Origin of the sequence: Rhizobium indicum, assembly GCF_005862305.2 — a bacterium.
Lineage (GTDB): Bacteria > Pseudomonadota > Alphaproteobacteria > Rhizobiales > Rhizobiaceae > Rhizobium > Rhizobium indicum.
The window spans coordinates 424,341-439,757 of record NZ_CP054023.1; the positions used below are offsets into that span (position 1 = coordinate 424,341).

11 protein-coding genes are annotated in these 15,417 nt (G+C 60.7%); 10 read left to right on the plus strand and 1 reads right to left on the minus strand.

All coding sequences use genetic code 11. The features are described from left to right. Both pcaF and FFM53_RS31715 read left to right on the plus strand, forming a co-directional pair. The gene (gene pcaF / locus FFM53_RS31710; protein WP_138389721.1) at positions 1-1,206 is read left to right on the plus strand and encodes a 3-oxoadipyl-CoA thiolase; all 1,206 of its coding nucleotides are present in this window, start codon (positions 1-3) and stop codon (positions 1,204-1,206) included. 76 nt (positions 1,207-1,282) lie between these two features. Further along, a complete protein-coding gene (locus FFM53_RS31715) occupies positions 1,283-1,765 on the plus strand; it encodes a GNAT family N-acetyltransferase (protein ID WP_138389720.1) in 483 nt (160 codons plus the stop codon). On the opposite strand, the gene FFM53_RS31720 is transcribed toward FFM53_RS31715, so the two are convergent. After that, positions 1,766-2,674 carry a LysR family transcriptional regulator gene (locus tag FFM53_RS31720; RefSeq protein ID WP_138389719.1) on the minus strand — a complete coding sequence of 303 codons (909 nt, stop codon included), beginning with the start codon at positions 2,672-2,674 and terminating at the stop codon, positions 1,766-1,768. Between the two features lie 244 nt (positions 2,675-2,918). On the opposite strand from FFM53_RS31720, the gene FFM53_RS31725 reads away from it, so the two are divergent. The 8 genes from FFM53_RS31725 (at position 2,919) to FFM53_RS31760 (ending at position 15,310) form a co-directional block, all read left to right on the plus strand. Then, complete coding sequence (locus FFM53_RS31725) at positions 2,919-4,211, plus strand: ABC transporter substrate-binding protein (RefSeq protein ID WP_138389718.1); 1,293 nt, start codon at positions 2,919-2,921, stop codon at positions 4,209-4,211. Between the two features lie 2 nt (positions 4,212-4,213). Then, entirely contained in the window at positions 4,214-5,176 is a 963-nt protein-coding gene (locus tag FFM53_RS31730; RefSeq protein ID WP_138389717.1) for a carbohydrate ABC transporter permease, read from the plus strand. Continuing rightward, the gene (locus tag FFM53_RS31735; protein ID WP_138389716.1) at positions 5,173-6,030 is read left to right on the plus strand and encodes a carbohydrate ABC transporter permease; all 858 of its coding nucleotides are present in this window, start codon (positions 5,173-5,175) and stop codon (positions 6,028-6,030) included. Before FFM53_RS31730 ends, FFM53_RS31735 begins: the two co-directional genes overlap by 4 nt. Before the next feature lie 38 nt (positions 6,031-6,068). Next, positions 6,069-7,562: a sulfatase gene (locus FFM53_RS31740; RefSeq protein WP_138389715.1), complete on the plus strand. Its 1,494-nt coding sequence runs from the start codon at positions 6,069-6,071 to the stop codon at positions 7,560-7,562. 444 nt (positions 7,563-8,006) lie between these two features. Beyond that, positions 8,007-9,221, plus strand: coding sequence for an MFS transporter (locus FFM53_RS31745; RefSeq protein ID WP_138389714.1), 1,215 nt, complete (start codon positions 8,007-8,009; stop codon positions 9,219-9,221). Positions 9,222-9,718: 497 nt separating this feature from the next. After that, positions 9,719-14,296 (plus strand): caspase family protein, encoded by a 4,578-nt coding sequence (locus FFM53_RS31750; RefSeq protein ID WP_246413334.1) that lies wholly within the window; start codon positions 9,719-9,721, stop codon positions 14,294-14,296. Further along, positions 14,283-14,723 (plus strand): hypothetical protein, encoded by a 441-nt coding sequence (locus FFM53_RS31755; RefSeq protein WP_138389712.1) that lies wholly within the window; start codon positions 14,283-14,285, stop codon positions 14,721-14,723. The genes FFM53_RS31750 and FFM53_RS31755 overlap by 14 nt, the downstream gene beginning before the upstream one ends. Continuing rightward, positions 14,720-15,310, plus strand: a complete 591-nt coding sequence (locus FFM53_RS31760) for a DUF4760 domain-containing protein (RefSeq protein WP_138389711.1) — start codon at positions 14,720-14,722, stop codon at positions 15,308-15,310. The genes FFM53_RS31755 and FFM53_RS31760 overlap by 4 nt, the downstream gene beginning before the upstream one ends. Positions 15,311-15,417: the final 107 nt, after the last annotated feature.

A 15,417-nucleotide genomic window follows, 5' to 3' on the forward strand; every position in this document is an offset into this window, starting at 1 on the left:
ATGACCGAAGCCTTTATCTGCGACTATATCAGAACGCCGATCGGCCGCTTCGCCGGCTCGCTGTCCCAGGTGCGGGCCGACGATCTCGGTGCGATCCCACTGAAGGCGCTGATGGAACGAAATGCCGCCGTCGACTGGGAAGCCGTCGACGATGTGATCTTCGGCTGCGCCAATCAGGCGGGCGAGGACAATCGCAATGTCGCGCGCATGTCGGCCCTGCTGGCTGGTCTTCCGATCACAGTTCCGGGCACGACGATCAACCGGCTCTGCGGCTCCGGCATGGATGCTGTGATCACCGCGGCGCGCGCCATCCGCGCCGGTGAGGCCGAGCTGATGATCGCTGGTGGCGTCGAGAGCATGTCGCGCGCGCCCTTCGTCATGCCGAAGGCCGAGACGGCCTTTTCACGCGCGGCCGAAATTCACGACACGACGATCGGCTGGCGCTTCGTCAATCCGCTGATGAAGAAGCAGTACGGCGTCGATTCCATGCCGGAGACCGGCGAGAATGTCGCCGAGGACTATCATGTCAGCCGCGAAGACCAGGATGCCTTCGCAGTGCGAAGCCAGGCGAAGGCGGCCGCCGCCCAGGCAAACGGACGGCTGGCGAAGGAGATCACGCCGGTGACCATCCCGCAGCGCAAGGGCGATCCTGTTGTCGTCGACAAGGACGAGCATCCGCGCGCGACGACGATCGAAACGCTGGCGAAACTCGCCACGCCTTTCAAAAAGGACGGCGGCACGGTGACGGCGGGCAATGCTTCCGGTGTCAATGACGGGGCGGCGGCGCTGATCGTCGCTTCCCAAGCGGCGGCGCGGAAATACGGCCTGACACCAATCGCGCGTATCCTTGGGGGCGCGGCTGCCGCGGTTCCGCCAAGGGTGATGGGTGTCGGGCCGATCCCGGCCTCGCGCAAGCTGATGGCGCGGCTCGGCATGACCCAGGAGCAGTTCGACGTGATCGAACTCAACGAAGCCTTTGCCAGCCAGGGGCTGGCGGTGCTGCGCGCGCTCGGCATTGCTGATGACGACGAGCGGGTCAACCGCAATGGTGGCGCGATCGCCCTCGGTCATCCCTTAGGCATGTCGGGCGCCCGCATCACCGGCACGGCGGCACTGGAGCTTCTGGAGACCGGCGGGCAATATTCGCTGTCGACCATGTGCATCGGCGTCGGGCAGGGGATTGCGATAGCGCTTGAAAGGGTTTGAGGCCGGGACGCTTCCAGCTTTTGCCGGAGGCTGCCGGCCCGTTGCGCGGGGCACCCGGTTTCGTTAGAGATCGGGCATGCTGATCCGACCCGCAGACAAGAACGATCAAAGCGCCATCTGGAGGATCATCGGTCCGACGATCCGCGCCGGCGAAACCTATGCGCTCGATCGCGATCTGAGCGAAGCCGATGCGCTGGCTTACTGGATGGGACCGGACCGCGAGACCTTCGTCGCCGAAGAGGATGGTGCGATCCTCGGCACATATTACATCAAGGCCAACCAGGCAGGCGGCGGCAGGCATGTCTGCAACTGCGGCTACATGACCGATGCTGCCGCGAGCGGCCGTGGCGTCGCCCGGCTGATGCATGAGCATTCCCTGGACCATGCCCGCTTGCAGGGCTTTCGGGCGATGCAGTTCAATTTCGTCGTCAGCAGCAACGATCGCGCGGTTGGGCTGTGGCAATCTCTCGGCTTCGATATCGTCGGCCGGCTTCCTGGCGTCTTCCTTCATCCGACGCAGGGTTATGTCGACGCATTGGTTATGTTTCGCACGCTTTGATCACGCAGTTTCAATGAGCGAGAATTCAGGCAACGCCAACAACGGCATCGAACCACGCACCAGACGCAGGAAATCGCGGACCGGGGATTTTTCGAGTGCGCGCGGAAAATAGATTGCGCCCGATTCCTGTACCCGGCCGTGGTCCTGGAACATCACGGGTCTGATCCCGAATCCATCGAATAATTTCACAAAGCCGCTGGAGGCGGCCATCACCAGCGGCGAACCCTGCATGATCAACAGAGCCTGCAGCATGGAGTCCACACGTACGGCAAAATCTCGGGTCTGACGCTCGAGCTGACCAGGCCCTTCATCATCTCCGTAACCGGGACTGATCCAGCGCTGACGCAGAAGATCATCGAGGGTGACAGTTGCCGCTTTGGCCAGGTGGTGATCCTTGTCGCAGTAGATGTAGGTCGCCTGTCTTGCCAGGGTTTCGAACTCGACCTGCATGACGGCTTCATATTTGTAGGAGAGCGTTCCGAAGACGAGATCGTAGACGCCGTGCCGCATTCCCTCGAAACGCGTGCCGTCATCGGCTATCTCGACGTGGACGACGACACCCGGATGCGTCCGGCTGAAGGCTTTTATGATCCCCGGCAATATCACGAGCCCCCAAAGATCGCCGGTGGCCACCCGAATAACGGCCTTGGCGCGACCCTGAAGGTGTTCGATCTCTTCTTTCGCTTCATCGAGCGCCGGCAATATCCGCACTGCCCGGCTATAAAGGGCTGAACCGTAAACACTCAATTCGACGCCGGCTCCGGTCCTGTTGAACAGCGGAACGCCGTAGCTGTCTTCGAGTTGCCGGATCGCCCGGGAAAGCGCCGGCTGCGAAATATTCAGCTTCTTGGCGGCACGCGAGATCGATCGCTGGTTTGCCACTTCGACGAATTGGCGTAGCTCCCGCATCTATCTCTCTCCCTATGCGAATTATGCATAACATATAGCATGTTTGCATTTGACCTCAGCGCCATCTGCGCCACATTGTACACAACAATAGTAGACTAATTCGAGCGTGCCAAGTGCTGCGAAAGCCCCAATGGAAGGGAATTTCGTGCTCATGGGCACGTTCTCGACGGACGCTCTACACAGAAGAATAAGCCTTCGACAAGGAAATCGGGGCGCGGGATGGGGATAGAAGGAGGAGGAACCGATGTTTAAAAATAGCATAGGCCGACAGCTGATTTTCGCCGCGACGACGGCGGCGTCGATGATCTTTGCGATCGCTCCATCGGCCGCACAGGACAAGGTCCAACTGACGTTTCGTCAATTCGATCCCCCAACCGAAATTCAAGGCCTGATTGCCGCCGTCGATGCCTGGAATTCCAGTCATCCCGATGTCCAGGTTAAATTGGAGACGATGTCGGGCGGCGACACGCTTGCCCAGTTGGCGCGCGAAATTCCCGCCGGTGCGGGACCGGATGTTCAGCAGCTGGCTTTCGTGTGGACGCGTGATCTGGCGCGATCGAAGCTGCTTCTCGATCTCAGTCCTCTCATCCAATCGAATGCGCCTGGAGCTGGCACCGACGATTTTCTGGCTCTCGACCTCGCCACCCTCGACGATAAGATCTTCGGCCTGCCATGGACGGCAGATACATTCTCGATGGCCTATCGCCCTGATCTCCTGCAGGCAGCCGGTGTCTCAAACTTTCCAGATAGCTGGGATGATCTTGCTGCAACTGCCAAGAAATTGACCACCGAAGGTGGCGGAACTGAACAATACGGTTTCTGCTTCCCCGCAGGCAGCGCACCCGACAGCGGCATGTGGACGCTTGTGAATTATTACCTCTGGAGCAATGGCTCGACCCTGGTCGCGGAGGAAAGCCCGGGGAAATGGAAAGTGTCCGTGACGCCCCAGCAACTGGCGGCGGCAATGAACTATTTCAATCAGTTTTTCGTGGATGGAACAGCACCCGAAAACCTCATCACCGTGAATGCGTGGGGCGATCCCGAGCTGATCGGCGGGCTCGGCCGAGGCGATTGCGCGATCACGTTCTTTCCGCCGCAAACCTTCAGGGCCGCCCAGAAACAATCGGACAACCCCCTGCTGACCGCACCTATTCCGAAAGGGACGGAGAAGCGCATCTCCCATCTTGGCGGACGTGCGCTGGGCATCAATCCCAACACCAAGCATCAGAAGGAGGCCTGGGAGTTCGTCAAATATCTCGTCGGCCCCGAGACCTTCAAAACCTACAACCAATATCCCTCGCAGAAGTCGCTGCTTTCACAGCTCCAGTTTCCTCCGGCCGAGCAGGGCTATGTGACGATGCTGCCATTGGCGCAGACCTTCGAGCGGTACATCTCTTCCCCGATCAAGGTGTCGAGCATGACAGCCCTTATCAATCGCGAGTTCGGCGCCGTATTCTCCGGGCAGCGCAATCCTGATGAGGCTGCGGATGTCATCATCAAGGAACTCAACGACTTGCTCGCCCGCGGCAAGGGCTGACAATGTCTGTTTCCGCAAACCCGGACGGCGCGCTGGCCAAGCGCGTCGAAAGACGAGGATTATTCCGGAGTTGGCATTTCGAGCCTTATGGCCTGGTCATGCCGGCGATGCTCATCCTGGCAATCTTTTTCGCCGGCCCGGCATTCTACAATATTGCGCTGAGCTTTCAGGAACTCAGTCTTTTCGATCTGGGAAAGCCGGGTCAGTGGGTCGGCTTTGCCAACTTTGTCACCGTCCTCAAAGATGAAGGAATTGCCGGCGCGTTGTTCAACACGGCTTTCCTGCTGACATTCGTGACGGTCGTCATTCGACTGGCACTCGGACTTGCGCTCGCGATCCTTCTCAACGCTGAGGTCTTTGCCAGATGGCGCATCGGCTGGCTCGTCCGGTCGCTGGTCCTTGTCCCCTTCGTAACGCCGCCGGTCGTCGCCGTCGCCGCCTGGAAGTGGCTGCTCGACCCCCGCTACGGCGCGGTCAACCAGTTTCTCTTATCGACTGGGCTCATCGACAGGGGAATTCCGTTTCTTTCCAGGACGTCGACGGTCTGGGGGGCGGTCGAAACCATGTTGATCTGGCGCGAGCTTCCTTTCGTCATCATCACTTTCCTCGCGGCGCTGCAGTCGATTCCGAGGGAACTCAGGGAAGCGGCCCGCATCGACGGGGCGTCCGAGTTTCAGATACACCTGCGCATCATCCTGCCGATGCTGAAGCCCGTGATCGCGGTGGTCGCGCTGCTGACGACGATCTGGACCTTCAACAATTTCGTCTACGTCTGGCTCGCCACACGGGGAGGGCCGGGCGACTACACGCAGGTTCTGGCAACGAAGATGTATACGGTTTCGTTTGTCGACTATCGCGTCGGCGAGGGTGCCGCCATCGGCGTTCTGATGAGCTTGATGATGTTCGCCTTTGCGCTCATCTACCTCGGGGTTCTCTCCCGCAGGAAACGGGGAGCGTCGTCATGAATGTTTCGATGGCGCATCGGGCTCGGCATATCAGGTTTGCCAAGGACCTGATCACCGTCATTCTGGGTATCGGCCTGCTGCTGATTTTGGCGTTTCCCTTCATTTGGGTGGTGCTGATTTCCTTCCGCCCGGACAAGGAAATATTCACCCGGACGTTTCAGCTGTTCACCAGCGTTACCCTGGAAAACTACTACACTCTCCTTCAAAACTCGCCGTTCCCGAACTACCTCAGAAACAGCCTTGTCGTCTGCACGATCTCGACTGTTGCGGCCGTTACCATCTCGCTGATAACCGCCTATGGCTTTTCGCGGAACCGCGATTTCCGCGGCCGCGGCCTATTGCTGATCCTGGTGATCTGCACGCAGCTCTTTCCCTACGTGATCCTCATCACGCCGCTTTATTCGATGTTTTTCGCCGTGGGGCTGATCAACAATCCGCTGAGCCTGGTTCTGTCCTATACGGCGATGAACCTGCCATTCGCCATCTATCTGCTGCTCGGCTACCTCGACACAATTCCCCAGGATCTCGATGAGGCGGCCAAGCTCGACGGCGCTTCGACGATCCAGATCATCTTCAAGGTCATTCTGCCGATCGCCTGGCCGGGTGTGGTGACGGTCGCGGTCAACGCCTTCGTGTCGGCGTGGGATGAATTTCTGTTTGCCCTGACACTGATGACAGCGGACGAAAACAAGACCGTGCCGGTGGGGCTTGCCGGCTTTTTCGGCGAATACACCACGCAATGGAATCTGGTGATGACGGCGTCGGTGATTTCGACGCTGCCGACACTTGTCCTTTTCATGCTGCTTCAGCGAAAGCTCGTCTCCGATCTCGCGGCCGGTGCAGTGAAGCTGTAGCGGTGTGAACGCCTCGAACGAACATCGAAGGTCCTTCCATGAACATCATACTCGTGCTTATCGACAGCGTTAACCGCAATGCTCTCTCGGCCTATGGCGGAACCGAGTTCGCGACGCCGAACCTTCAGTCTTTCGCCAAAAAGGCGTGGCGTTTCGACAATCACTTTGTCGGAAGCCTGCCCTGCATGCCGGCGCGGCGTGAGATTTTTGCCGGGTTCAGCGGCATGCAATGGCGTCCTTGGGGACCGCTCGAACCCTTCGACCTACGCCTGCCGAAACTGCTGGAGAGTGCGGGTTACACAACCGCGATCGTCACCGATCACTATCACTACTGGGAGGAGTCGGCGAACGGCTACATCCAGAGCTTCCAGGGCGCGGAATTCATTCGAGGGCACGAGCTGGATTTCTGGGAGCCGCTCGTGCCTGAGGCAGATCTGCCGCAATGGGTGCACAATATCGAAAAATGGCGCCCGGGTTATGGTCACCGCTACTTCTCGAATGTCGCAAACTTCAAGGATGAGGCCGATTTCTTTCCTGCCAAGGTGATGACATCAGCGAGCGAATGGCTCGCCAAACCGAAGACCGGAAAGCCGTTCTTCCTGCAGGTCGAGTCCTTCGACGTGCATGAGCCCTTCGATGTCCCGGAGCCCTATGCCTCGATGTACGGCGACGGTGCGGCGCGAGACCGCTTTACGTTGTGGCCGCCCTATCAGGATGCGGTGCGCCAGGCGGAGTTCATGAGCCAGGCGAGCCCCGAGGAGCTGGCGTTCGTTCGCTCCCAGTATGGCGCCAAACTGACGATGACGGACCGGTGGCTGGGCAAGCTGTTCACCACCCTGGACGAACTGCAACTCTGGGACGACACGGCCGTTATCGTCACCACCGATCATGGACATGATCTCGGTGAACGGGGCGGCTATGGCAAGCAATTCCCGCATTTCGACAGCCACGCGAACATTCCGCTGCTCGTCTGGCACCCCGGCCTCCAAGCCAATGGCGGCGCGATTGAAAATCTGACGTCGACCGTCGACCTCTTCGCCTCAATCCTGGCGATCGCCGGCGTCGAGCCGCCACGACAGACGCACTCGCATTCATTTCTGCCGCTTCTCAAGGGCGAGATCGGCAACGCGCGGAACGCCGTCATTTACGGGACATTCGGGCAAGGCATCTGCTGCACCGATGGCGAATGGACGCTGATCCAGCCACCGGATCGCGACAAGCCGCTTTACGCCTACTCGACCATGGTACCAACCACCATCGAGCCGCAGGACAAGCCCGTCGATCATGGGCGCTACATTCCCGGTATCGACATGCCGCAATGGAAAATTCCCATCACTCCCGACGGCCCCGGAGACCGGCGGAACCTCGACAGCCAGCCGCTGCTATTTAATCGACGCTCTGATCCAGAGCAGAAGCGAGACCTCTGGCAGGACCGACCTGAAGAGCGAGAACGAATGCTGCGTCTTATGCGGCAAGTCATCGAACGGTACGGTGCACCGGCCGAACTGTTCCAGAGACTGGGATTGGACTAGAGCCTTTCCTGGTCAGATTGTAGCATTCTGCCGGAGCAGGTTTTCGTCAGGGCAGAGGCGATTGGCGAAGGGCATACACTTTGGTACGTCCGAGCCGATCGCCTCTGCCCTGGCGCAAAGATGCCCGGCCCTTCGGGTTGGCTGAAACGGGCCGGCTGATCGACCGGCCGGCTTGGCCGTAGAGCTTGGCTACGACGCGCGCCGGCCGGTCGACCATCCGACTCCGTTTGAGCCAACAGAATGTTGCAATCTGACCAGGAATGGCTCTAGCTTCGAGGATCAGAGCGCATCGCCGATAGGGCCATCGCCGGTTCGACACAAAAAAAGATGTGAGTGCGCTGTCGAATCCGCCGCGGCTCAAACGTCTTGAGATCGCAGGCGCGAAATGCGGTAGGCTTGCCGCATGCGTCGCGATCACTCTGTCGGCATGGAGGTTATGAAGCCATGGGTGTTTCCTATCGTTGGGTCATCGTCGCCGCGGGCGCATTGATGACATGCGTCGCACTCGGCGCGATGTTCTCGCTGGCGATTTTCCAGGAGCCGATCGCGACGGCGACCGGTTGGTCGCATGTCGGCATAGCGAGCGCGATGACGCTGAACTTCATCGTCATGGGTTTCGGCGGCTTCTTCTGGGGGGCGGCAAGCGATCGCTTCGGCCCGCGCGTCGTCGTGCTGATAGGCTCCGTGCTGCTCGGCCTGGCGCTGGTGCTGGCGAGCCGGGCCGAGACGCTGCTGCAGTTCCAATTGACCTACGGCATTCTTGTCGGACTGGCGGCAAGCACGTTTTTCGCGCCGATGATCGCGGCGACGACCGCCTGGTTCGACGAAAACCGCGGGCTTGCGGTGTCGCTGGTCTCCGCCGGCATGGGCGTTGCGCCGATGACAATCTCCCCTTTCGCGCGCTGGCTGATCTCGGCCTATGAATGGCGGCCGGCCATGCTGATCATCGGCGTTGCCGCCTGGGTGCTGCTGGTGCCGGCCGCGCTGCTGGTCAGGCGCCCACCTGCCGAGACCACTGACACCGGAACCGAGTTCGCGGCCGACGGCGCTCGGCCGCAACTGTCTAAAGTCTTTCGATCGCCGCAATTCATCGTGCTTGGCCTGACCTTCTTCGCCTGCTGCGCGGCGCATTCCGGGCCGATCTTCCACATGGTGAACTATGCGACGATCTGCGGCGTCGCACCGATGGCGGCCGTCAGCATCTACAGCGTCGAGGGCCTGGCGGGACTGGGCGGCCGATTGCTCTATGGCAGCCTTGCCGACAGGATCGGGGTGAAGCCGGTGCTCGTCGCGGGCCTGCTGGTGCAGGCGGCAGCCCTTGCGACCTATCTCTTCGTCAGCCAGCTCGGCGAATTCTACGCGCTCGCAATCGTCTTCGGCAGTGCCTATGGCGGTGTGATGCCACTCTATGCCGTGCTGGCGCGTGAATATTTCGGGCCGCGTATCATCGGCACGGTCTTCGGTGCGGCGACGATGCTCTCCAGCCTCGGCATGGCCTTCGGCCCTCTCATCGGCGGCTGGATATTCGACACCTTCGCCAATTATTCCTGGCTGTTCATCGGCTCCGCGATGGTCGGGCTGGGGGCTGCGGCGATAGCGCTCGCGTTCCCGCCTCTCGCCCGCCAGAAACCGCAGCCGGCCTTCGGCATGGCGCCGTAACAGGCGCCTTGCCAATCCTCACGGGCGGTATCGAGAGTGGACATCGGTGACGACGCCCACTCAAGGTTTTCGCATCGTCGCGATTTTTGCCGCCAAATCGCCAACACCGCAGGCTGCACAGTCGCCTCCACCGTAACAAATGGACGACGAGGCCGGACCGCGATCATTCAGATCCGCTGGCTTGTGTGCCATTCTGGATGGCGAAAGAACAAAGCGTTACAAGGCAAGGAATAACTTGATTCACGCAAAAGTAGAGTTCGTATTGGTGTAGTAGCGGACGATGCGGCGACGCTCTCTGCTAGGGAAGTAACGGCTAAGACGCACCAATCCTTAAATATTCACTTGAGGAACCCTCAGTTCTTCGGCAGTATACTGTTTATTAACTATTGGCTGGGGGCCATGCTGCAGCAATGAGGGTTATAGGGATTGCTCTGGCATGTGTCATGTTGCTGTCGCAGCCGGCTCTGGCGCAGTCTCCTCTCGACGTCATCAGGAGCTTGACCGACGGCGTCACGCGTGATGCTGCGCCACCAGATGCTGGTCGCCGAACGTCTAAACCGATACCGACTCTTCGGTCGCAGCTGACAAGATCGCAAGTGCAACGCCTGCAGCGTGCCCTGGAAGCGCTCGGTTACTATCATGGTCCGATCGACGGAGATGCCGGGGTCGAGACGTGGAGTTCGGTTATAGCGTGGGCACGCGACCGGGGATGGGAGGCTCCAACAACCCTCCGTGTCGCGCATCTCAATTCCCTGGAAGCTGAACGCGCGCAGGGACAGGTTGCAGAACAGGATCGTCCAAGCTCTGGTCCAGAAGATGGGACTGTTCGTCGCGTTCAAACGGCCCTCTCACGGCTCGGCTACTATTCGGGGCCGGTGAATGGGCAGACAGACCAAGCGACCATGGCTGCGATGGCGGCCTGGGCGGCGGATCGGAGCTGGGAAGCCCCGGCATCGATCCGCGAGGCACATGCCGTCAACATGGAGGAGGAGCTCTCCCATAGGACAGGCCCGGTTGTCGGCGATGCGGTCTTGCCACCGTGGCAGCCGGACGACACCGGGATCGGGAGCAAAATCTGCGCCTCCACCGGCTACAGCAAGGTCTGCCTTCGTCTTGCCTGCGATGCCGAAGCCGGTGTGGTCCTTGATTTAGAAGAGGTGGCGGGCTACTCGACACCGTCGGGCTCTGGCGCGGGTCTGACGGTGGATCGAGGCCCTGAGGCAACGCTTCCCCTCGATGGCATCCGCAAGAGACCGGTCCTCGATGCCGCTCGTGATGCAGCGCTCATCGCCCGCCTTTCCTCCGGGCGGTCGCTGAACCTCAAGTTGGGGACATGGTCGATGTCCTTCGGTCTCGCGCAATTCGGCCCCGAATACGACCGGGTTGGAAAGGCATGTGCTACCCTCGTCGCCCGGCTCCGTAGCGGCCAGGATCCCTACCCTGGGCAGTTCGCCCGCCTTGCCGACGAACTGGCCGAGGTCACCGCGTCCGAAGGAACCTGGACCTCGCAGCCGAATACGGATCTTGCTGGCAATGACATTCGACATGGGCTGGCCGATCCGCTTCTGCGTGGCCTGACGGAAGGCGAATGTATGGCGATCTGCTCGGAAACTGACATGTGCCGGGCCTATACGTTCAACCCGAGCGGCGGGGCATGTTTCCTGAAGTCCGAAAAGGGCTCGCCCAAACCCTACGCAGCCGGAAAGAGCGGCGTTTTCGATGGCCGGAAAGCGGGTTTAGCACCTCCACCCACCCGCGGACCGGGACCGATCGTGGATGGAGCGGTCGGGTGGCGAGAGGGCGAGACACTGGAGGGCTTTCAGGCTCGCGTAAAACAAGCTGCTCGCAGGCTCGGCGGGTCATGCGACGAGGAGAAGGAGACGCTCCGGCGTCTGGCCGAAAAATTCCAATGGACACTGCCGCATCAGGGACCGCTCCGCGCCGGGAACAGTTTTGAAATCGAGTGGTCGGGCAACACGCTCGAAGATCGCATACCGGTTTGGTTCATGGTCAAAGCAGAACAGCCCGTCCGTTTTAAAGGCAAGGGGCATGTCGCGTTGGGTCCTGACGCACCCAATCCGTTCGCGATGAAAACCGGTCTCGGCAAGACACGCGCCATGGTCGCCCTGGCGACGCGTGGCGCCGCAGCGAGTGGTTCAGTTTCAACCATTCCGCTGCAAGCCGGGCCATTGAACCTATCCGTCTCATTAGTGGGCTATCTGCGCGCCTGCGAGGAGGAGATCGTTCTGAAGGAAGAGTCAGAGCGGCTCGAAATCGCACCGGCGCCTGCTGAGATCGTCCTCAACACCGCCGAGGGCCGCGCGGCGTTCACACATAGTATCGATGTCCCTAAATTCTCCCGCCGCATCCTCCTCAACGATACCCGCTTTCTTCTGCTGGATGCGGCAAGCGGGACGGAAATCGTCGAGCGGGCAGGCACACACCTGCAGATCTCGCCGACCCACCGCTTCATCGGCGTCGAGCATAATGGCCGGCTCGACATCGTCGACATGGTCGATGGGCATACGGCTGCGACAGCGGATGCCGGCGACCTTCGCTGGGCGCTCGGCGACAGCGTCGTCTTCACCACGCTCGCGCCTTGGGCGGAGGTGAATTTTTCCTCCACCTTCGGTGATCATTTGCGCATACGGGAGCAGATTACCGGGCCGTCTTGCTGCACCGCGGAACGCGGTCAGACGCGCGTGGCGATCGATCTGGAGAATGCCGCCTACGCCATCTGGGGTGGCGCCGGCTACCGCGTTGGTGCGCTCCAGAACCCGGATTACGCCTCGACGGCAAATTCCTCCGGCGCTTACAGTTCTCAAGGTGGCGAGACCATTCCCCTTCATTTTCATATGTTCTGGTCGCTTGGCATGGTGTCGCCCGTCAGTGTCGCTCGGGAATTCGATGTTGCCGGCGGCTTCAAGACGACCAGTACCTGGGAAGACTGGGAGGTCGCGGACGCCGACAGCCGCCGCCCCCGCGATTTTACGGAGAGCCTGTCGCGCACATTGGGCAAAATTGAGCTTCAGGCAGTCATGATCGATACGGCCGTGGCATCGAACGACCAAGGCTCCATCAGAGCCGGCAACGACACACCTCTCGCCGCAGCCTTGCCCGAACAACTCTTGCGCCTCGGCGTCGCGCTCGATCCAATGGTCGACGGTGAACGCCTCGTCGCGTCCTACGCGGCAGGTGAGAATAGCGACCTTCACGCGCTTGATCGTGACAAGCGGCTGAAACGATCCGCAGAGGCGATGGGGCGCTTCCGCCGCGAGGCGGAGCGTGCGGGCTGGCGCTTCGACTGGGCTCTGCCCGTCGGGGACGAGGGTCCGATCTCCGACTGTGAACATCTTCTGCTCGGAGAATCCTCGAACACGGGGGGCACGGGCTCGCTGTTAGCGCCTCGCGATGTTGTCGAGGTCTCGACGGTCCGCACGTCTCGCGGGCCAGTATGGGTGGCGCGTGCGGAGTGTGTCGCGGGCGCGACGTTCGGGAGCCTCAGGCCCTATGCTGCCCTTTACGTCATGGATATCGCGCGCCCCGCGCCGGCGGCGAGTGCGGCACTTCAGGCGGAAGGCGCATTTTTCTTCGAAAACAATGCCCATCGTCTGTGGTACGAGCACTCTTTTCGTATCAAAGCCAATGACGACCTTCTGCTGACCTATGCGCCCGGCAACGGCGTCATTACCGTGCGTGACCGCGCAACGCAGAAATTCCTCTGGATCGGCGAGAATCTTCCGAATGGCGATCTCCTCGTCGAGGCCTGGTTGACGAAAGACCGTCGCCATGCGGTGCAACTTAATTCTGACGGCAACTTCTATATTCACGCCATTCTAGACGATAGGCAGTCGCTCCTGTCCGGGCGCATCGCCGACGACGAGATCGCGGTCTGGACCAAGGACTACTTTTACGACGCGACAGCCGAGGCCGCCGCCCTCATCGATCTGAAGTTTCCCGGTAGGGTTGGACAGTATAGTCTCGACCGGTTTGGCACGGCGCGCCTGGTTCCAGATCTGGCGCGCGCTGTCCTTGATCGCGGGCAGACGCCGCAGGCCGTCTCCGAGGTGGGCGTACCGCCGTCGTTGACAGGCGAGATCGCGCTCGAGGAAAACGGCGGTCGCGTAAGAGCCGTATTGCACTTCGATCCGGCCGAGACGGTGCATATGTCCGTTTTTCAGGACGGTGTGCTGACCGAAACGGTTGATGCGGCCACCGTCGCAAATGCAGTGTCGTTCGAGAGGCTCAAGGACGCGCGTTGGGTGTCGGTCATCGGATTCAATTCTGCGGGCCTGGCGAGCCTCCCGGTATCCGCTGATCTCGGCGAGCCTCTTGCGCGCCGTGCGGTCACCCGCGCGCTCGTCATCGGCGTGAACACTTACGAGGATGAGCGCCTCCGTTCGCTCAACTACCCTCTGCGCGATGCAGGCACGGTGCTCGAAACGCTGACCGAGCCGCTTGGCAAAGAGCCACCGTTCCGCGGCGAGGTAGGGCCGAAGGACAGGCGTGCCACGCCCGAGGCCATACTGGAGGCGACGGCGCGACTGCTGGACGGGCTGGCCCGTGGGGACCACGCGGTCCTGTTTCTGGCCGGCCATGGCATGCAGGATCGCAATGGGCGTTTCTATTTCGCGACGTCGGCCACCGATCCAACGGATCTCGAACACACAGCCTTGCCTTTCGACCGGCTGGCCGCGCTGTTCGAAAGGACCGAGGCGCGCATCACCATCCTTCTTGATGCCTGCCACTCGGGCGCCGCGGGGACCGGGTCTTTCACCACCAACGACGATCTCGCCAACAGCCTCGCTGCCCTCAGATCCAATCTCACCGTTCTCGCCGCTGCGAAAGGGCGGCAGGAGTCGCTCGGGCGGCGCGAGGTCGGGGGCCTGTTCACCAACGCGATCGTTACCGTCCTCGGAAAGGAACGCGATCGTTATGACCACAACCATAATGGTCGCATTGAGGCCTCCGAACTGTATCGCGGCGTCAAGACGCTGGTTTTCGCGGCGAGCGACGGCAAGCAGACACCCTGGATCATCAACAGCCGACTGGTGGGAGACTATGCCCTCTTTTAGATTTCGCGACGCGTATAAAGCGGTTGCGGTCCTAACCGTTGCCATGCTGCTTCTGCCTCCGGCGGCCTCCCTTGCTGCGTGCCTCATCTGCGACGAGGTCGTCGAGCTGGATGGAGTGCGGGCAAATTGCTTCCGTCAGGACTATGAAAAGTTTCTTTCAACTGCTCGAAGCGCGGAAACGAGCAATGCGGAGGTCGATCTCTCCGCCTGCGCCGGGGACGACGGACGCGAACGACGCGGTCTTGATCGGATGCCCGGGCTATTACCAGCCGGAAGTGAATCCAGCGCGCGGAACCAGCGTGAGCTACGCTCGGTCTACATTTTCGATGAGGCAAGCCTTATTTGCCTCAAGCGATTGCTGGATGGGCACGAAGGTACGATCGATCCGTCGGTGCGGTTCGATCTGGTCGAGAACTGCAAGCCATGAGCCAGCCATCATCCAAGCGGCGGGTCGGGCTCTCTTTCTTCCACGTTTCGGATGCCGGCTGGTCGCTTCTGAGCAGCATTGTCACCGTAGTGACCTTCGTCGGCGCGGTGGGGGGTATCTTTTGGGCGGTCTTCGAGTACCGCGAGAGCCAGGAGACCGAACGCACGAAATATACGCTCACTCTCATCGAGACATGGGAAACGCAGGGCTATCGGCAAGCCTATGGTGAACTTCGTAAGTTCTATACGGCGTTCATCGAGACGGTCCCGCCCGCCGACAGGAGGACGGCCGAGACGAGCGGACACGCTAGGGACAACCTTCTGCAGTCCTTTAACCGTCGGATCGCGCAGGAGCCCGCGCACCAGGAGCAGGTTAGGGAGGTCGTCTATTTCTTCAACCGGCTTGGTCTTTGCGTGAGCGCGTCGCTCTGCTCCAAGGAAACAACCGCGGTCTTCTTCAATGATACCGTGCAGTCTTTCCTAGATGCTTACGGCCCTTATATCGAAAGCAGCAAGGAAACTTTGCCAGGCCGGGGCGCGACACTTGTCGATCTCTCTCGGGAACTCAATCCCGCTGGTCGGGACTAGGCACCATATCTCCCGCTTTCGTGCATTGCCCTTGGTCGAGTTCCCCTGATAAGACTTCTCATATTCGTTTCATCACCTATGTCCTTGGTTTTTCGGGAGGCAATCGT